Here is an 18,468-nt window from a genome sequence, read left to right on the forward strand (position 1 = left end):
CCACCTACTCATTGGGCTTTAGCCCTTCCCATTCCTTGAGAATGGGAGACTTCTTTCGGAAATCCGTTAAAGCATTATCAAAATCTGTTTGGTCAACTTCTGAAGTGAGATTTAGGGAATATGCAATGTGAAATGGTAACATTATCTAGTAGATAATTCCCTTTTTCTCGAAGTGAATTTATGCTTTCTTATTCTAGCTAAAAAGACCTCCATCACTAGAGGTCTCGATCATCATCCTAATTTGATTTTCTCTGCAATCTCGATTGGTCTTTCAAGCCATTGTGAAGCGATCGTAGTAAAGATTTTCTTGGACCCCGTCATGTAAAAAGAATGCTCAGGCAGCTCGTCACGATCGGCAAACATATCATTGTGGCCAAGGATCGTACTTATTTCCCTTGCTGTTTCTTCCCCTGAACTGATGACCTTCACTTCCGCTCCCATTACTTCTTTGATCAGCGGCTCAAGCAATGGATAGTGGGTGCAGCCGAGAATCAATGTGTCGAGTCCTTGTCCCAGCAATGGTTTCAGCGTTTCCGTTACAACTTTCTTGGCAACATGGCCATCAAATTCTCCACTCTCTACCAGCGGTACGAATTTTGGACAGGCGAGTGCTTCAATCTTAGTCTTTCGGTTGATCGATTTCAAAGCATGCTCATACGCCTGGCTTTTCACTGTGCCTTCCGTGCCGATAATCCCGATCTTGTAATTTTCCGTTACCTTGATGGCTGTTCTTGCACCCGGCTGGATGACCCCCAATACAGGAATGGAAAGCTCTTCCCTGATCTCCTCCAAAACCACTGCTGTCGCTGTATTACATGCAATGACAAGCATTTTAATATTTTTCTGAAGCAGGAACTGGGTCATTTGCCAAGTGAATTTTTTCACTTCTTCGACTGGCCTTGGTCCGTAGGGGCAACGAGCCGTATCACCGACATAGATGATCTGTTCGTAAGGTAGCTGCCTCATTACCTCCTTGGCAACAGTTAACCCGCCTACTCCTGAATCAATGATTCCAATTGATCGATTCAAAAAACTCGCCTCATTCTCCACGCATTTCTTGATGTAATTTTGACAGGCGTTCCCTAAGCGATCCGATTTCGTTATCGGAGAAATCCTTCAAAACCTCCTGAAGGTACAGCTGTCGTTTCTTAATCACCTCATCGATGATCCTTTCCCCTTCGTCGAGAAGATGGATGCGCACTACACGCCTGTCATTCGGGTCCTTAACCCTAACAACGAGCTGATTTTTTTCCATTCTGTCAACGAGATCCGTCGTCGTGCTGCAGGCGAGAAACATCTTGTTCGACAATTCCCCGATCGTCATATCCCCATCTTCAAACAGCCATTGCAAAGCAATGAACTGAGGGGGTGTAATCGTGTAATGGCTAAGAATTTCCCGACCCTTCTGCTTTATAATTCCTGATATGTACCTTAAATCCTTTTCAATTTTAGCAACTGTCTCCAGCCCTTGATTTTTATCCGCCCCTACAGGTTTCATTAGAAACACTCCTAAAAAGTATCTAGTTCTCTTATGGTATCCAAGCAGAGATGAAATTTACTATTGCCCTTATTTTCTACTTTTTCCGCACAAATTTCAAGATAGAATTCCGATTTCCGCCTGTTTTCCCCCTATAAACATCTTAACCGGCCCACCATTTAGGGTTGGCCGGTCATGATTAAAGTTCTAGTTCTCCCATTCGCAGGAGCTCTACAACAGCTTGGGAGCGCCCTTTTACACCAAGCTTTTGCATGGCATTTGAAATATGGTTCCGAACTGTTTTTTCGCTGATAAATAATTCACTAGCAATCTCTTTTGTTGTTTTGTCTTGTACTAACAGTTCGAAAACCTCTCTTTCACGTTTAGTGAGTAGTGGCTTGTGAGCATATTCATTATCCTTCAAGTATTGTAACCCTCCTTGCCTTCGCCAGCTGTGAACTGCGGGGTGGGTATAAATTTAGTCAAAATATCATATGTGAAGGAAAGTAGTGGAGTGACAATATTTAAGGGACGTCAGGCCAATTTTTAAAAATGGGCTAACTTTCCGGTTCATTCTCTTTTGTAGTCACGATCGTCCATTGAGCTGCCGGCCCTTTTTGAAGAAAACCAACGGAGTTGATTTCACCCGATATCATTGAACCGTGGAGTTTTTTCTTATTAAAAACCGCTCCCTCATTTCCTCCGTCCATGACTCACCCTTTCCTGTCTTTTTGGAAATTTGAACCATCGCCCCCCTGCCAGCAAGACAAATCGAACCATCGGCTTTTTTGACCATATAATGTAAATCTACAGAGGAATTGCCGACAGAATTCGCTTTGACAAAAATTTTCAAGTCTTCATCAAAAAAGATTTGGCTTAGATAATCACATTGGAGATCCGCTACAACCGGGATTGTTTGATTTTCAGGCTTTAACCAGTCCTGCATAAACCCATGACTCTTGAAATATTCAATTCTCGCTTGTTCAAAATAGACAAACGGAACGGTGTTATTTAAATGACCGAACATATCTGTTTCTGAAAAGCGGACCTTCACTTGGTAAAAAAAATCAAATTCCTTTTCCCAGCTGGAAATTTCGTCAATGTATTCCATCTTCTTCAATTTAAAACCTCCTGAAAATAATGGTTATTCATTCAGAGAATGATTGGAAAAGCCTCCTTCTCATGAGGAAAAGGAGGCCTTTCTTTCTAATAAAAACTAATAGATTTTCCCTTCGAAAATTGTCCAGCGTATTTCTTACACTTGGTCGCTTCCGAAGAAGTTCTTGAACGATTGGAAGGTTGTATCACGGTTCAAGGCAGCAATGGATGTAGTTAAAGGTATGCCTTTAGGACAGGACTGAACACAATTCTGTGAGTTACCGCAGTTTGCAAGCCCACCGTCTCCCATGATGGTTTCAAGACGCTCGCCTTTATTTAATTCACCTGTAGGATGCGCATTGAACAGACGGACCTGGGACAAGGACTGTGGTCCAATGAAATTTGATTTGCTGTTTACATTTGGGCAAGCCTCTAAGCAAACACCGCAAGTCATACATTTTGAAAGCTCATATGCCCACTGACGTTTTTTCTCTGGCATCCGAGGTCCTGGGCCAAGATCGTACGTTCCATCAATTGGAATCCATGCCTTTACCCGTTTCAATGAGTCAAACATCCGGCTGCGGTCAACCTGAAGGTCACGGACAATTGGGAAGGTTCTCATCGGCTCCAGTCTGACCGGCTGCTCAAGCTGGTCAATCAGCGCCGAACACGACTGACGCGGACGCCCATTAATAACCATTGAGCATGCACCGCATACTTCTTCTAGACAGTTCATATCCCAAGCAATTGGTGTAGTCGCCTCCCCTTTAGCATTAACCGGGTTCCGGCGGATTTCCATCAAAGCGGAAATGACATTCATATTAGGACGGTAATCAAGTTCAAATTCTTCCTGATAAGGGGCTGAATCAGGAGTATCCTGGCGGCTGATGATAAATCGGACAGTTTTTTTCTCTGACATACCTTCTTACTCCCCTTTCTTCTTGGAATAATCGCGCTTACGCGGTTTGATTAAGGAAACGTCAACGTCTTCATATTGGAAAGCCGGCGCTGAATTTGCATCAACAAACTTAGCCATAGTCGTCTTCAGGAACTCCTCATCATTACGGTTAGGGAAGTCCGGCTTATAGTGGGCTCCACGGCTTTCATTGCGGTTATATGCACCAATCGTAATCACGCGTGCAAGCTGAAGCATGTTTTGAAGCTGGCGTGTGAATACCGCACCCTGGTTGCTCCATTTTGCCGTATCATTGATATTGATATGTTTGTATCGCTCCAACAGCTCCACGATTTTTTCATCGGTCTTTTTCAGTCTGTCATTGTATCGGACAACTGTGACATTGTCTGTCATCCATTCGCCAAGCTCTTTGTGAAGAACGTATGCATTTTCAGTGCCATCCAATGACATGACATTGTTCCATTTCTCCTGTTCCATCTTGACAGCATCCTCAAACAGTACGGAAGAAATAGCATCAACGCTCTTTTCAAGGCCGCTGATGTATCGGATTGCGTTTGGACCTGCAATCATTCCGCCGTATATTGCCGACAATAATGAGTTAGCGCCTAGACGATTCGCACCATGCTGGGAGTAGTCTACTTCCCCGGCCGCAAACAGGCCTGGAATATTGGTCATTTGATCGTAGTCAACCCATAGGCCGCCCATAGAATAATGTACAGCCGGGAAGATTTTCATTGGAACTTTTCTCGGGTCATCACCCATGAATTTTTCATAGATTTCAATAATTCCGCCCAGCTTGATATCAAGCTCTTTAGGATCCTTATGTGAAAGGTCAAGATACACCATGTTCTCGCCGTTGATGCCAAGTTTCTGGCTTACGCACACATCGAAAATTTCCCGCGTTGCGATATCACGCGGTACAAGGTTTCCATATGCAGGATATTTCTCTTCCAAAAAGTACCAAGGTTTGCCATCCTTATAGGTCCAGACTCGTCCTCCTTCACCGCGGGCAGATTCACTCATCAGGCGAAGTTTGTCATCACCAGGAATTGCTGTTGGGTGGATTTGGATGAATTCGCCGTTTGCGTAATAACCACCCTGCTGGTACACGATCGCAGCGGCTGAACCTGTATTGATAACCGAGTTTGTTGTTTTCCCGAAAATGATGCCTGGGCCTCCAGTTGCCATGATGACAGCATCTGAAGCAAATGATTTGATTTCCATCGAAGTTAGGTTCTGCGCTACAATTCCGCGGCAAATCCCTTCTTCATCCTTAATTATTCCAAGGAATTCCCATCCTTCGAACTTGGTGACCAAACCAGAAACTTCATGGCGGCGAACCTGCTCATCCAATGCGTATAAAAGCTGCTGGCCTGTTGTCGCTCCAGCAAATGCTGTCCGGTGATACTGGGTACCTCCGAAACGGCGGAAGTCCAGCAATCCTTCAGGTGTTCGGTTGAACATAACACCCATACGGTCTAGTAGGTGGATGATTCCAGGTGCTGCTTCCGCCATCGCTTTTACAGGAGGCTGGTTTGCCAGGAAGTCTCCACCGTATACTGTATCATCAAAGTGCTCCCATGGAGAGTCACCTTCACCCTTTGTATTTACTGCACCGTTAATTCCTCCCTGTGCGCATACAGAGTGGGAACGTTTTACCGGTACAAGAGAAAACAGTTCAACAGGAGTTCCTGTTTCTGCAACTTTTATAGTAGCCATTAAGCCAGCCAAACCGCCACCGACTACAATTACCTTACCTTTACTCATCGTGACTCACTCCCTTAAATCCAAGTCTGTCTTTCTATTAAGTTCATTCGTAAATCTTTGTTGGCTGCGGAAACTCCTCTTATACAAATGCGAGAATTGCGCTGACTCCGACAATGGAAAGCGCAATGAATACACCGATTGAGATATAGGTGGAAATCACCTGTGAGCGCGGTGTTACAGTGATGCCCCAGCTGACGAAAAAGGACCATAATCCGTTCGCAAAGTGGAAAGTAGTAGAAATGACACCAATTAAATAGAACCAAAGCATGAAGGGACTGGACAGAATCGCCTCCATCATCTGGAAGTTGACTGCTGCACCGAACGCTGCGGCAATACGCGTTTCCCATACATGCCAAGCTACGAAAATCAATGTAATAACTCCAGAAACACGCTGAAGCATGAACATCCAGTTTCTGAAATAACCATATTGGCCTATATTGTTCTTAGCGGTAAAAGCAATATAAAGACCGTAGATTGCATGAAATAATAATGGTAAGAAGATAATGAATATTTCTAGAAAATACCTGAAAGGCAACAACTCCATGAAATGTGCTGCACTGTTAAATGATTCCTCTCCCCTAGTTGCAAAGTTGTTGACTACAAGATGCTGTGTGAGGAAAAGACCGACCGGAATAACACCCAGCAATGAATGCAGCCTCCGCCAATAAAACTCTTGTCTACCCGCCATATGTATACCCCCCTTGAATTTTGCCTTGATGTTTTGGCCTGCTCTCCCCATCCCTATGAAACTAACAGATTGATGTCGCCAAACATCAAATATAAGCATTTTTTACAATTATGTGACATGTTCATTTTACTCCCATCATATTAGAGCGTCAAGAAAACGTATACATAAAAATGCTTATTTAAGTAAAATTTTAAAAATATATTAATATTATAAAAATGTCCTTTTCTTATTTATTCCAATGCATGAAAGGTTATATTAAAATAGCACTATCGCCCTTTGAAACCAAAGAGGAAAAAATTTTTTTGGATTTTCAAGATAGTGTATCGGTTCAGTGTGGAATTAAAATACAAGAAACCATTTTTTACGAAATGAAATTTTCGTCAACTCCGGTTATTTTTTCGGTAAATTGTTTATAATAGAATAATAGAAAGAGGGGAGAACATGAGCGAAACTACAACTCCTGGGCAGAAAAAGGAACGCAGTCCACTTGCTGTTTCAGCATTTGGATACGATTTGGTCAGGGAAGATCTATTGAATGAGTTGCTCGGCAAAGACAAACCCGAAATCCTTTACTGGGCCGGAAAGCGGCTCGCTAGGAAATATCCATTAACAAGCATGGAGGAGACGGTCCAATTTTTCCAGGACGCCAGCTGGGGCCTCCTAACCGTCAAAGAAGAATCTAAAAGAGAAATGCTGTTGGAACTCAGCAGCGAACTGATTTCCTCGAGACTGAATCAAAACCAAAATTCCACTTTCCAGCTCGAAGCCGGCTTCATCGCCCAACAAATAGAATATCAAAAAAAGGTGACAGCCGAAGCCTTCGAGCACCCGAATAAGAAATCATTCAAAGTTCAGTTTACAATCAAGTGGGATAAGACTGATATTATTGAATAAATAGGAGAGGGCACAGCGAAACCGATGCTGTGCCTTCCCTTTTCATGTGGCCATAAATTCTTAGGTTTTCCTCTTATCGCACATTATCCCTTCTAAAGTGACCATAAACTTTTACTTTTCCATTTACGGTCGCATAACAGCATATAAAAAAGCTTTCCTAGATGTCCCGGAAAGCTTCAATAGATTATTTAGTTCGTCTTAACTGTTCCTGAAAACAGCTCGAATGCTTCATGCAGTGATTCAACGGCATTTACCATCTGTTTTTCAGGGACAACGGTGGAAACTTTGATTTCTGATGTGCTGACCATTTTCACCTGAATGCCGTTTTCTTCAAGGACTTCAAACATCTTCGCGGCCACTCCTGGATTGGAGACCATTCCCGACCCTACGATCGATACCTTTGCAAGGCCTGTTTCCGATTCGATTGATTGGTAATTCAATGATTCTTTATTGCTCTCCAATACGTCAAGTGTTTCTGGAAGATTAGTGCTCTTGATGGAGAAAGAAATATTGGCCGCGCCAGCCTCTGTACGGCTCTGAACAATGATGTCTACGTTGATGTGGTTTTGGGCGAGTGTTGAAAAAATCGTAGATAGCCCTTTTAAGGAAGTGCTAACTCCAAGTACGGATACTCTTGTGATCTGGTCTTCAAATGCTACTCCGCGTACAATTAGATTTTGCTCCATTTCATTTTCCTCCTCGATAATCGTGCCGCTTTCTTTTTCCATGCTGGATCTTACTTCCAGCCGCAGTCCGTAATTTTTAGCGAATTCGACTGCACGTGGATGAAGCACCCCTGCTCCTAAGTTCGCAAGCTCAAGCATTTCATCATAAGAAACGTTCAGTAACTTTCTAGCGCTTTTCACTATTCTTGGATCTGTGGTGAATACCCCAGTCACGTCTGTATAAATATCGCATTTATCTGCCTTCAAAGCAGCTGCTAGTGCGACGGCAGTTGTATCTGAGCCACCGCGTCCAAGTGTAGTGATATCCCCATCAGCTGTTACACCCTGGAATCCAGCAACAATGACTACCTTTCCAGCTGACAACTCTTTCGAAATTCTGTCTGTTTCGATGTCAATTATCCGAGCGTTTCCATGGATGGCTTCGGTCTTAACACCCGCTTGCCAACCCGTAAAAGAAATGGCCTCAATGCCGTTCTGTGCAAGCGCCATCGCATAAAGCGCAATGGTGATTTGCTCGCCAGTCGTCAAAAGCATATCCATTTCCCTCTTGGATGGTGCCTCGGAAATCTCGTTCGCCATGTCGACAAGATGGTCGGTCGTCTTGCCCATTGCCGAAACCACTACCACGACTTGATTGCCATTCTTCCATTCTTCTGCTGTTCGTGAGGCAGCATTCCTGATCTTCTCCACACTGCCAACCGATGTACCACCAAATTTTTGAACAATTAATCCCATAAGTTTCCCCTGCCTCTTCCTCTTTATTTTGCCTTGTAAGAACTCCATGGTTTCTCCGCATATGTATATCCCTTAAAAAAGTGCGGAAAAACAAAAAAAGCAATGGAAGTGGCTCCCATTGCTTGATAAACGTGTATATACGCTGCAACATGAGATAGCACTCCAAGATGGCAATCTTGACAATCCTGCGTTTATTCAACGAAGGACCAGCAGGAAAATCGATAGGCATCTCCCCACTTCGGCAAGCATCCCCTTTCAAAGCCTTCCTCGAATCCGATCATTCTCCGGACTTTTACTTTTGAAACTTGCACCTCTATCTACACTTTATTACTCTAAAGTGATAGCAATATGAAATTTTTATCATTATAGCATACAACAAACGAGATTGCTACCTTAATCCTGCAATTTCTGGTATAGTTCCCGTGCGATATTCGCCGGCAATCCAGCTGTACTTAAGTCTTCCACCGTAGCTTCGCGCATTTTCTTCACTGAACCAAAGTGCTTCAAAAGTGCTTTCTTGCGTTTCTCTCCAATGCCGTCAATATTATCAAGGATGGACTGGAAGGCACTCTTCCCCCTCAGCTGGCGATGGAAGGTAATAGCAAAACGGTGCACCTCATCCTGAATCCTTTGCAGCAAGTAAAATTCCTGGCTGTTCCGCGGCAATTCGATTACTTGCAACGGGTTGCCATAAAGCAGCTGGGAAGTCCGGTGTTTATCATCCTTGGCCAGACCGGCAATCGGGATATCAAGACCTAACTCATTCTCAAGGACATCCCGGGCGGAATCGATCTGTCCTTTCCCGCCATCAATAAGGATCAAATCAGGCAGAGGCAATCCCTCTCTCAACACTCGAGTATACCGGCGGCGAACGACTTCCCTCATCGACTCGTAGTCATCTGGCCCTTTCACTGATTTGATTTTATATTTCCGATATTCCCTTTTCTCAGGCTTCCCATCGATAAATACGATCATCGCTGAAACTGGGTCGGTCCCCTGGATATTGGAGTTATCAAATGATTCGATCCGATACGGTGTATAAATCCCCATTTGTTTGCCAAGGTTCTCGACTGCGTTGATCGTTCTTTCTTCATTGCGCTCGATCAGCGAAAACTTTTCCTGCAGGGCTATCTTTGCATTTTTTGAAGCCAAATGGACTAGCTCCTTTTTTTTGCCGCGCTGGGGCTTGAGGACTTTTACGCCTAGCAAACCTTCAGCCAGCTCGAGATCGACGCTTTCTGGCACCAAAATTTCCTTTGGCTTGAAATGTTCATTTTTCGCATAAAACTGTCCGAGATAGGTGAGAATGTCCTCTTCAGGTTCGTTGTAGATCGGGAACATCGAAACTTCCCGTTCTATTAATTTTCCCTGGCGGATAAAAAAAACCTGAACACACATCCAGCCTTTATCGACAGCATAACCAAACACATCCCGGTCGGTAAAGTCTGTCGTTGTCATCTTTTGCTTTTCCATTGTTGCTTCAATATGAGCAATCCTGTCGCGAAACTCCTTTGCCCTCTCAAAGTCAAGTTCTTCTGCAGCTGCAGCCATCTTTTCTGTCAAATCAAGTTTAACTTGCTTGTAACCGCCATTCAAAAATTTCGTGATATCATCCGTAATTTGTTTGTACTCTTCTTTGCTGATATCCTTGACGCATGGTGCCAGACACTGGCCCAAATGGTAATAGAGACAGACGCGGTCCGGCAGCGTCGAGCACTTCCTGAGCGGGTATATTCTATCGAGCAGTCTCTTCGTCTCATTGGCTGCCTGGACATTCGGATATGGCCCAAAATATTTGCCGCTGTCTTTCTTAACTTTGCGGGTAATGATCAGCTTTGGATGCCGCTCTGCCGTCAGCTTGATGAAAGGGTAGCTCTTATCATCTTTCAGCATGACATTGTATTTTGGGTCATGTTTTTTGATCAGATTGATTTCTAGCAGCAATGCTTCCATATCGGAAGAGGTGACAATATACTCAAAGTCCTCGATTTCATTGACAAGTCTTAGCGTCTTACCATCATGCGATCCGGTAAAATACGAGCGCACTCTGTTTTTCAAAATCTTGGCTTTCCCCACATAAATGATGGTTCCCTGCCTGTCCTTCATTAAATAACATCCTGGCTGTGCAGGGAGAAAAGCAAGCTTATTCTTGATTTGCTCATTCATGCCATTCACCTCCTGTTACGGTGTCCATTTATATAAAACAATCTCATGATAGACTGGGTCGAAAATTTCGTTGGACGAAAACGTTTTTACTGCTTCAAGCCTTCCGCCGAGATCGACACCCTGAGCGCGAAACCCTTCTAGCACACTGTTTGTTACATAAATCGTTTTTCCTTCATATACTTGCTGGTCATGAAGAAAAACCTCATAGGTGTAAACTCGTTTATGAGGATAAGTCATTCCGAGGAACTGCATCACCCTTGTTTCCTCCCATGTATACACGACAAAACCATCAGGCTGCTCCTGAAGATAATTTGCCAGCTGATACACAGCAGGGAATGATTCAGCTTGTTTTTGCACATAGCTAGTTGAAACAATTGCCTGGGCAATGATTAAGCCAATAGCTAAATAGCGTGGACTTTTCCCGGCTCTTTTTCGTAAAAAAAAGAGCGAGCCCAAAAAAACAATCAGCAGTGCCAAAGGCAGTATATGCCTCGGCTTGTCGATATTCTGGGCAAAAAACGCCCAGCCTCCATAAGCAAGCAGCAGCAATAGACTCAATTGGACAGTGGTCTCCTTCCAAACCCCGCTTTTGCGAGCTGGCAAGAAAATCATGCTGCCCATAACTATATATAATACCATCAAAATAGTTGTTTGCGAAAATATTCCCCACCACAAAATATTGGTGAGCACGAATGCCTTCATCCTTGTCAAAAAGGAAAGGTCATTCGACGCTGAGGTGCCTCCCCACTCCTGAAAATGACCGCCGGTGAATCCGAAAGCCAACTCAAGAAAAGACACGATGCTTCCCTCCGTTAGGATCAGTCCGCCAACCCAAATCAGCTGAAACAGGACGGCGATAACGACAAACTTTATCACACTTTGCAAGGGAAGCTCCTGCGCTTTCCATTTTTTGTATAACAAATAGACGATGCCGATCCCCATCGGAAGATAACTCAACCTGATCCCTAGTAGCACACTGAATAAAAATAGCGGGAGGAGCAGCCATTTTCCTGAAGATTTTGATTCCGCTGCCACTATGCTCCAGAAGAACCACCAGAATCCGGCGAGTGCTGCACCTTCTGACATCGGCTGATTGACGATGATCAGCGGATAGCTCGCTGTATAAAGGAGGGCTGAGACCAGATAGGCACTTTCCTTTGAGACTACTCTTGATGCAAGTATATACACAGGTACAAGTGAACTCGCATAAGCGAGTACATTCACTGCTACTAATGCCTGTCCTGGATCCTGCAGCCATTTATTCATCAGCAAGCCTGCTAAAATAAAGTAAGGATAGCCTGGAAAATGAGGCTGCATTGCTCTTAAATCGTAACGGTCCAGCGCAAGGACAAAATCAACCTGATCCCAGGAAGAGACGAAGGGATTCAGATGGCTGAACTGATTTAAGAAAACATAAAGGATAGCAAGGGAACTGAACCCGATCCACATCGCTTTGTGAAATTTCATGAAATTCATGTTCAAACACCAACTTTGATTTTACGTATGAAAAAAGTACAAGGAATATCCCTGTACTTTTTTGGGGAGAGAAGATTTACGCTTATGGATTCAGTGCATTGACCTGCTTTGCTTCTGACGGTTTTTCAGCTGTTTGCTGTTTTTTGGAGCTGCGTGATGTTGTCAGCAGCAAAATGGCCGAAAAATAGCCAATATACGCAATGACTTCCTCAATGGATGGCATCGATGAGTATCCAAACAATGCCTTCAGGAAGATTCCGACATCACCAGAGATAAGTGGTGCTACTCCATTGTCCCTGAGGTAATGTGCGTAATCAATCGGATGTTCTGGCAATAGCCAAGTAAGATCGTAAACATGATACATAACGCTTCCAATTAAGTTAATGTCCTGCATCATGGAAATTGCCTGTACAAGCAAACCGGCAGAAATCAAGATGATGAATGCTCCTGTAATCTGGAAAAATGTCTTTAGCTTCACTTTCATTGTACCTTTGAAGAACATATAAGAAACGACTACAGCGATCAGTATTCCGGTAATTGCTCCCCATCCCTGCATCGCTGCACCAATGTTTCCGCCGGTGATCGCAGCAAAGAAGAAAACCGTCTCGACTCCTTCACGCAAGACAACGAGGAAGGAGTGAATAACCATGCCGACAATATTTCCAGTCGAAATGAATTTATTCATTTTCCCTTCCATATTGCCTTTCAGATTCTTGCTGTGACTCACCATCCAAAACACCATCTGCGTCAGAAGGAGCGTGGAAACAAGCATAATTCCAATTTTTAGGTATATTTCACTGCCCATTGCGGCGAATCCTGTAAACACAACCTGGAACAGAATCGCAACCCCAATACTAGCAAGAACTGCAAGGCCTGCACCGAGCCATACATATTTCGTATATTTGGAATGATCCATCCTTTTTAAGTAGGTGGTGATAATCCCGATAATTAACAATGCTTCCAATACTTCACGAAACGTAATCAATAGCGCTTGAACTTCCATTGCCGCTTCTCCCCTCTCCAAGGTGTCATTAAAATTTATGATTTTCTTCTGTTAATGCCGATGGCCACTGCCGCTGCTATTATTACCAGGATAATTACAATTGGTATCCAGTTGCGAAAATTCGATAAATCCGTCCAATCCTTTTTTCCATTTCCTGCTTGGTCAGTTGCACTCTCAGTAAAGTGCCCAACTTCAAGGCTGGCAAGATTGAATTGCTTTTGCAGGGAATCGAGGATTGCCTCTTTTTTTGCTTGAAAAGTTTTGATGTTAGATGGTTTTTTCCCGACTCCAAAAAGTCCGGGATTCCCTAGTGCTTCCAGTGCAGCATCAAAATCAGCTTTGATTTGCTGATCCACTTCAGCATTTTGTGCTTCTATTTTTGGCGATAAAGTTTGATAGGTAGCGAATCCTTTTGCAAGCAGTTTTTTCGAGTTGTCATATTCGTCAAAATTCTGTTCGATGCTTTCAAGCCTTCTCGCTATATTTAATACGAGCAGTTTTTCCATATTCTCGATGACAGCTTCTTTGTTTTCGTCATTCAAGCTTTTGATAATGATTTCTCCAGGCTCGGTCCCCATATGCATGTCGATTTCTTCCTTTACTGTTTCAAACAGGGATTTTGCCGCTGAAAAATTCGGAGGGGTTTCATCCAGTTTCAATTGCATTTCCTTATAAACCTCTGCAACTTTTTCTTCATTGGGATCCCCGTATGAATATGCGTTAGCAGACTGCGGAATGCTACTGAGAATCAATATCAATGAAAAACAAAAAAATATCGCTCTTTTCATTTGGTATTTCCCTCCTACAATGATAATGATAATGATTATCATTCTGAATGTCAATCATAATTGATAACCGTCGTATTTTGATCGCTATTTTCCCCGCGTTTACGCTCGTAAAGCTCTTCTCCAGCTAGCTTTGCTACCGGTCTGGACATTTCTCGGTAGACGGCAGGCACGACATTCTTTACATATTTTTCGAACGAAATAAAGGATGTGCCTTTTGTCCTCACACGGTATTGGATCGGAACCTCCAGCACTGTAAAGCCTTTGCGGACAATATTCAGCGTTAACACTTGCGCATAATTATAATCATGGATGATTTCCGCATGTTTCAAGACTTGCCTTGAAAATGCTCTCATTCCTGATTGTCCGTCAAAAAGCCATTTTCTCAATAATATGGTTTGCACAAAAGTAAAAAAGTAATTCCCTATTCTGCGATGAAATTTCATTCCTTTAATCGTACCCTTAAATCGTGAGCCCATCGTATAATCAGCTTCTCGATTGATGATTGGTTTGACGATATCCGGAATTTGCCATGCGGGATATTCTCCATCGGCATCGATCATCACCCCAATATCTGCTCCCCTCTGATAGCACTCTTGCAATCCTTTTCGGACGGCAGCACCGAGTCCACGATTTTCTTCAAAGTGGATGATATGATCTGCTCCGGCTTTTTTCGCTTCCGCAGCAGTTCCATCGGTTGATCCATCATCAATAACGAGCACTTCTACCTGATTAGCACCGGCAAAACTGCGCGGTATATTGCGAATCACTTCCGCTATTGAACCTTCTTCATTATATGCCGGCAAAAACACGATCACTTTATTCAACTTGAGTCTCTTCCTTCCTTGCTTTGATTGCGTCGATTAATACTTTCCCCCTGCTGTTAGCTGGATACGGCGCTCCCATCAGATAAGCAAGCGTCGGGGCCAGTGAAACGAGGCTGTGCTTTTCCTGGACTTTTTGTCCTTCAAGAATATGCGGACCATGCATAAAAAATGGAACAAATCTCTCCCCTTCATCAAGATGGCCATGACCCCCAATTCCGTCTGCCTGACCATGGTCTGCACAAACGATAAGCGTAGTATTCTCCATTTTTCCTTCTGCCTCAAGCCACTGAACAAACTCCTTAATCAGTGCGTCCGCTTCCTCAATTTTTTCGATATAATCATCGTAGAGGACACCGCGGCTGTGGCCTACCTGATCTGTTCCGATCATTTGCACGACAAACAAGTCAGGGTCCTGCTCGTCGATGATTTTTCTTGCCCGAGCGAGCATGTTTGTGTCAGCCTTATCCTTGTGCATCACAGCCGTCACGGTTTCAACATCGCTTCCCATTGCGTCTACCAGATGGGCAATGCCGAGCAGTCTTCCTCTTTTGCCTACTTTCCTCAGCGAGTCAAAAATAGTCTCCGTGTGGACCCCAAGTTTATAGACCATATTGGATTTAATGCCGTGCTCAAATGGATAAGTTCCCGTGAACATGGAGCTAAAGCAAACCACGGTCCTTGCAGGGTACACTGTTTCCATATTTAAATATTCAGTCCCGTTTTCCTTTATCTGATCGAGAAAAGGGGTATTTGCCTCATAAAAGCGTTCTTTGCGCATTCCATCAATAACGATGACAATCACCTTATCCGAAAGCCCATTTTCAGGCACCTCTGGCCCATCATCCTTTGTATACCGGTCATACGCCTTTGGTTTCCAATCAAACAAATACCTGTGGAGAATGAAGGTATACACCAATACAAAACCATAAAACAAGGCGATATGGAACAATGGCACAGTCGTTTCGCGTGCTATTGCAGTATAAGACAGTTCCCAAACAGAGAGCAGCAGAAATATTTTAGGAAGCTGTTCCTGAGCATTGCCGCTAGTGGAGTCACTATTCTTTAAAACAAGCTTCCAAAATCTCGAAAAGTTAAGCCATGAAGTACCAATTCTGAGATGGTAATAAAACGTTCCCCAGAAAAACACAGTAAAGAAAAAGTATAAACCAGCGGCGAACAGCAGCAGATTTATATTCAATTCTGGCCAGACTATGATAAAAACGACAAAGGGAATCCACAAATAGTTTCTCAGAAAAAGCGGAAAATCAAAAACAAAATACAGGACGAATAACGGCAGTACAATTAAGGCCGCAAGCAAAAAATCGGAAATCCCAGCAGCAAAATCTCCGAGATGAAAGAATACCATCGTACCAACTGTGAAAATCGGCGTAAAAGGCTTGCCTTCATTAAGTAAATTCCAGCTTCGAGCGGCAAATTTCTCAAATTTTGAAGCACTTTTCATCATCAAGCGCCCCTTTCTATCATTCCTATTTTCGAAAAGCGTTTCTTAAAGGAAGTCAGCATACCGCTCAGCCCATGCCACTGTTTTTGCAATTCCTTGTTTAAAATCCGTCTCTGGTTCATAACCAAGCAATTCACGTGCCAGTGAAATATCTGCCCATGTGTTATCTACGTCTCCAGCACGATGATTTTCCCGTTGAATCTTTAGATCAGGATAATACAGTTTAAGCTCGTCCAATAACTGATTCATCGAAATTGGCCTTCCAGAACCGATATTAAGAATAGCGCTTTGTTGCAGCTTTTGCAATGCAAGGGCCATGCCATTCACTATATCCCCAACATATGTATAATCACGGGTTCCACCTTCTCCAAAAATCGTGATCGCTTCCTTGTTCTTTGCTTTCTTTAAGAAATTTGCAATCGCCATATCCGGCCTTCCCCATGGACCGTACACAGTAAAGAACCTGAGGATTGTAACATCCATTCCATATAGGCGGCCATATACATGACAAAAAGATTCAGCAGCATATTTAGACGCGGCATAAGGAGAGATAGGTTTCCCACAAGCCATTTCTTCTTTAAATGGTTTATTTTTCATCATTCCATAAACAGATGATGAAGAAGCAAACAAGACTTGCTTTACACCTGCCTGACCAGCACCTTCCAGCACATTAACGGTTGCCTTTACATCATAATCTATGTATTCAAGTGGACGAAGGATGGAATAAGCAACACCAGGCAAAGCAGCAAGGTGCACAATGACATCCGGGGAAACTTTTTTAATCAAGCTTATCGTTTCATCGCGGTTAAGAAGATCGTTTCGATAAAATGGATACTCCCCTGCTTCCTTTATTATATGGAGATGCTGTTTCTTTCTTTCAACAGAATAATAGGGGTGTAAATTATCGATGATCGCCACTTCATGCTGTTCCTTGAGCATTTTCACTGCAAAATGGCTGCCGATAAAACCCGCTCCCCCCGTGATCAATATTTTCACTAATTAACCCTCTTTTCTTAGCACAAGTCCATTTTTCTCATCATTTTTAGAAAAAAACGGCAATAGAGCCACATTGCTGCGGCTCCCATTTGTTAAAGTAGACTATCCACTGTGGAAATCACTGCGTTGCCACTTACTTTTGCATCTTCCGGCTTATTATCCGCAATGGCATTATACCATGCTTCCGCTTCTGCAAAGGCAGCTTGCGTTTTTTCTTCCCCTAACTTTTCAGTCATTTGCCCTTGAAGCATTTTCAGGAACATATTTCCCTCCATTGCACTTCCTTTTGCTTCTGCTATATTCTTTTCAGCAAGAAGCTTTGGAGCTTTTTCATAATACCCTTTAATTTTCCCAGAAATTGTCTTTGCGAATAATGCATTTGTCTCCGCTGCTTTAATGGTGGCCGGATCCGTTGTGTTAAGTGTTAGCAGCTTTTCTAACTGAGCTGCGGCTGCTTCATCTCCACCGCCAAGTGATCCTTTGATTGCTTGATAGAATCCCCATGCCTCTGCTTGCATGATGGATAATTCTTGCTTCTCTTTTCCTTCTTTCGCTCCTGCTTCCATTTTCTCAGCATATGATTTTACCGCGAGATAGTAGCTTCTGAAGATTGACTTATCCGTTACTTGTAAAAAAACCTGGAAATCTTCCACATTGCCAGCAGCAATTGCTTCTTCCTGTGCGGAGAGGCCGGAGTTGACGTTCTCGACAAGACTTGAATCTCCGCTTAGCTCATAATAGCTATCACGTTTTTCAGCTGTCGGAATGAAAATCTTTTCTGCCAGAAATTTGATTTGTTCAAATGCAAAATTCACCTCATTTTGTTTCTCATTCCCAAGAGCATCAGCAGCTTCCTGTTGCAGGACCTTTTGGATCTGATAAAAATAAGATTGAGTTGTCTTATCTGCCAATTGAACAGCGATAATTGGTTCCATTTCTCCGTTTTTTCCCGCAGAAAGCGCCGCCTGGATTGCCTGGTCAAACTCAGGATTAAAGTCAGCAATTCCTTTTTGAAGACCTGCCTCGTATTTTTGTTGGACAGTATCCCAATCCACTTCCTGACCATCTTTTGCAACTGCTAGCTCAGACATCATATCGGTATATGCTGCAACTTGTTTTGCAACATCTGTACCCGTTACGACTTCTTCCTTCGTTTCTTTCTTATCTCCCTCTGTTTCAGCCTGTTTCGTTTGTTCCGGCTTATCTGTTGTTTGATCTCCTCCGCAAGCCGCCAATACAGTACTTGCCATTAAAAAACTTGCAAAGATTGTGATCAGGTGCTTTTTCTTATTCATGCTTGAAATCCCCCTATGTAGTATCATTCACCTCATAAATGATAATGATTTTCATTTACATTTGTTATTATAATCGAGAATGATTTTCACTGTCAATGAACTTTTTGAGAAAACTAGTAAAAAAAGCGCAAGTGCCTTGGTCAGCCCCGACAAGCGCTGGAGGGCCGACCAGTGAAGTCGTTCTTTGACTTCATGGG

Annotated in this window: 17 protein-coding genes and 1 riboswitch; of the genes, 1 reads left to right on the plus strand and 16 read right to left on the minus strand. The window is 43.2% G+C overall.

Going from position 1 to position 18,468, the window contains the following annotated elements; genetic code table 11:
* Positions 1-231: 231 nt before the first annotated feature.
* From racE to UB32_RS09015, 7 genes are all read right to left on the minus strand, one after another.
* Positions 232-1,029 (minus strand): glutamate racemase, encoded by a 798-nt coding sequence (racE, locus tag UB32_RS08985; protein ID WP_044393049.1) that lies wholly within the window; start codon positions 1,027-1,029, stop codon positions 232-234.
* Positions 1,030-1,039: 10 nt separating this feature from the next.
* Entirely contained in the window at positions 1,040-1,498 is a 459-nt protein-coding gene (locus UB32_RS08990; RefSeq protein ID WP_044393051.1) for a MarR family winged helix-turn-helix transcriptional regulator, read from the minus strand.
* Between the two features lie 178 nt (positions 1,499-1,676).
* On the minus strand, positions 1,677-1,901 hold the full coding sequence (locus UB32_RS08995; protein WP_044393053.1) for a helix-turn-helix domain-containing protein: 225 nt from the start codon (positions 1,899-1,901) through the stop codon (positions 1,677-1,679).
* Positions 1,902-2,129: 228 nt separating this feature from the next.
* Entirely contained in the window at positions 2,130-2,597 is a 468-nt protein-coding gene (locus UB32_RS09000) for an acyl-CoA thioesterase (protein ID WP_044393055.1), read from the minus strand.
* A 135-nt stretch (positions 2,598-2,732) separates the two neighbouring features.
* On the minus strand, positions 2,733-3,494 hold the full coding sequence (sdhB, locus tag UB32_RS09005) for a succinate dehydrogenase iron-sulfur subunit (protein WP_044393057.1): 762 nt from the start codon (positions 3,492-3,494) through the stop codon (positions 2,733-2,735).
* Between the two features lie 6 nt (positions 3,495-3,500).
* The gene (gene sdhA / locus UB32_RS09010; RefSeq protein WP_044393059.1) at positions 3,501-5,258 is read right to left on the minus strand and encodes a succinate dehydrogenase flavoprotein subunit; all 1,758 of its coding nucleotides are present in this window, start codon (positions 5,256-5,258) and stop codon (positions 3,501-3,503) included.
* Positions 5,259-5,337: 79 nt separating this feature from the next.
* The gene (locus tag UB32_RS09015) at positions 5,338-5,946 is read right to left on the minus strand and encodes a succinate dehydrogenase cytochrome b558 subunit (protein WP_044393061.1); all 609 of its coding nucleotides are present in this window, start codon (positions 5,944-5,946) and stop codon (positions 5,338-5,340) included.
* A gap of 441 nt (positions 5,947-6,387) precedes the next feature.
* Here UB32_RS09015 and UB32_RS09020 point away from each other — a divergent pair, with 441 nt between their 5' ends.
* The gene (locus tag UB32_RS09020; protein WP_044393063.1) at positions 6,388-6,840 is read left to right on the plus strand and encodes a YslB family protein; all 453 of its coding nucleotides are present in this window, start codon (positions 6,388-6,390) and stop codon (positions 6,838-6,840) included.
* Positions 6,841-7,028: 188 nt separating this feature from the next.
* Here UB32_RS09020 and UB32_RS09025 read toward each other — a convergent pair whose 3' ends face one another.
* The 9 genes from UB32_RS09025 to UB32_RS09065 all read right to left on the minus strand — a co-directional run bounded on the left by UB32_RS09025 (position 7,029) and on the right by UB32_RS09065 (position 18,271).
* The gene (locus UB32_RS09025; protein WP_044393065.1) at positions 7,029-8,261 is read right to left on the minus strand and encodes an aspartate kinase; all 1,233 of its coding nucleotides are present in this window, start codon (positions 8,259-8,261) and stop codon (positions 7,029-7,031) included.
* A 147-nt stretch (positions 8,262-8,408) separates the two neighbouring features.
* A riboswitch (Lysine riboswitch) is annotated at positions 8,409-8,585 on the minus strand.
* Between the two features lie 69 nt (positions 8,586-8,654).
* On the minus strand, positions 8,655-10,427 hold the full coding sequence (gene uvrC, locus UB32_RS09030; RefSeq protein WP_044393066.1) for an excinuclease ABC subunit UvrC: 1,773 nt from the start codon (positions 10,425-10,427) through the stop codon (positions 8,655-8,657).
* Between the two features lie 15 nt (positions 10,428-10,442).
* On the minus strand, positions 10,443-11,903 hold the full coding sequence (locus tag UB32_RS09035; protein WP_084221780.1) for a hypothetical protein: 1,461 nt from the start codon (positions 11,901-11,903) through the stop codon (positions 10,443-10,445).
* An 82-nt stretch (positions 11,904-11,985) separates the two neighbouring features.
* Positions 11,986-12,906 carry an FTR1 family iron permease gene (locus UB32_RS09040; protein WP_044393067.1) on the minus strand — a complete coding sequence of 307 codons (921 nt, stop codon included), beginning with the start codon at positions 12,904-12,906 and terminating at the stop codon, positions 11,986-11,988.
* Between the two features lie 35 nt (positions 12,907-12,941).
* The gene (locus UB32_RS09045) at positions 12,942-13,694 is read right to left on the minus strand and encodes a hypothetical protein (protein WP_044393069.1); all 753 of its coding nucleotides are present in this window, start codon (positions 13,692-13,694) and stop codon (positions 12,942-12,944) included.
* A gap of 50 nt (positions 13,695-13,744) precedes the next feature.
* A complete protein-coding gene (locus UB32_RS09050) occupies positions 13,745-14,518 on the minus strand; it encodes a glycosyltransferase family 2 protein (protein WP_084221781.1) in 774 nt (257 codons plus the stop codon).
* Positions 14,511-15,980 (minus strand): alkaline phosphatase family protein, encoded by a 1,470-nt coding sequence (locus UB32_RS09055; RefSeq protein ID WP_044393080.1) that lies wholly within the window; start codon positions 15,978-15,980, stop codon positions 14,511-14,513. The genes UB32_RS09050 and UB32_RS09055 overlap by 8 nt, the downstream gene beginning before the upstream one ends.
* A 45-nt stretch (positions 15,981-16,025) precedes the next feature.
* Complete coding sequence (locus tag UB32_RS09060; protein ID WP_044393071.1) at positions 16,026-16,976, minus strand: NAD-dependent epimerase/dehydratase family protein; 951 nt, start codon at positions 16,974-16,976, stop codon at positions 16,026-16,028.
* Between the two features lie 92 nt (positions 16,977-17,068).
* The gene (locus UB32_RS09065; RefSeq protein ID WP_044393073.1) at positions 17,069-18,271 is read right to left on the minus strand and encodes a hypothetical protein; all 1,203 of its coding nucleotides are present in this window, start codon (positions 18,269-18,271) and stop codon (positions 17,069-17,071) included.
* Positions 18,272-18,468: the final 197 nt, after the last annotated feature.

The sequence above is a fragment of the Mesobacillus subterraneus genome (assembly GCF_000934845.1).
Classification (GTDB): Bacteria; Bacillota; Bacilli; order Bacillales; family Cytobacillaceae; genus Mesobacillus; species Mesobacillus stamsii.

Bases quoted from the DNA above. Each gene is read 5' to 3' on its own strand.
- UB32_RS08990 (WP_044393051.1), bottom strand. From the start codon at position 1,498: ATGAAACCTGTAGGGGCGGATAAAAATCAAGGGCTGGAGACAGTTGCT.
- sdhB (WP_044393057.1), bottom strand. From the start codon at position 3,494: ATGTCAGAGAAAAAAACTGTCCGATTTATCATCAGCCGCCAGGATACT.
- sdhA (WP_044393059.1), bottom strand. From the start codon at position 5,258: ATGAGTAAAGGTAAGGTAATTGTAGTCGGTGGCGGTTTGGCTGGCTTA.
- UB32_RS09015 (WP_044393061.1), bottom strand. From the start codon at position 5,946: ATGGCGGGTAGACAAGAGTTTTATTGGCGGAGGCTGCATTCATTGCTG.
- UB32_RS09020 (WP_044393063.1), top strand. From the start codon at position 6,388: ATGAGCGAAACTACAACTCCTGGGCAGAAAAAGGAACGCAGTCCACTT.
- UB32_RS09025 (WP_044393065.1), bottom strand. From the start codon at position 8,261: ATGGGATTAATTGTTCAAAAATTTGGTGGTACATCGGTTGGCAGTGTG.
- uvrC (WP_044393066.1), bottom strand. From the start codon at position 10,427: ATGAATGAGCAAATCAAGAATAAGCTTGCTTTTCTCCCTGCACAGCCA.
- UB32_RS09035 (WP_084221780.1), bottom strand. From the start codon at position 11,903: ATGAATTTCATGAAATTTCACAAAGCGATGTGGATCGGGTTCAGTTCC.
- UB32_RS09040 (WP_044393067.1), bottom strand. From the start codon at position 12,906: ATGGAAGTTCAAGCGCTATTGATTACGTTTCGTGAAGTATTGGAAGCA.
- UB32_RS09045 (WP_044393069.1), bottom strand. From the start codon at position 13,694: ATGAAAAGAGCGATATTTTTTTGTTTTTCATTGATATTGATTCTCAGT.
- UB32_RS09055 (WP_044393080.1), bottom strand. From the start codon at position 15,980: ATGAAAAGTGCTTCAAAATTTGAGAAATTTGCCGCTCGAAGCTGGAAT.
- UB32_RS09065 (WP_044393073.1), bottom strand. From the start codon at position 18,271: ATGAATAAGAAAAAGCACCTGATCACAATCTTTGCAAGTTTTTTAATG.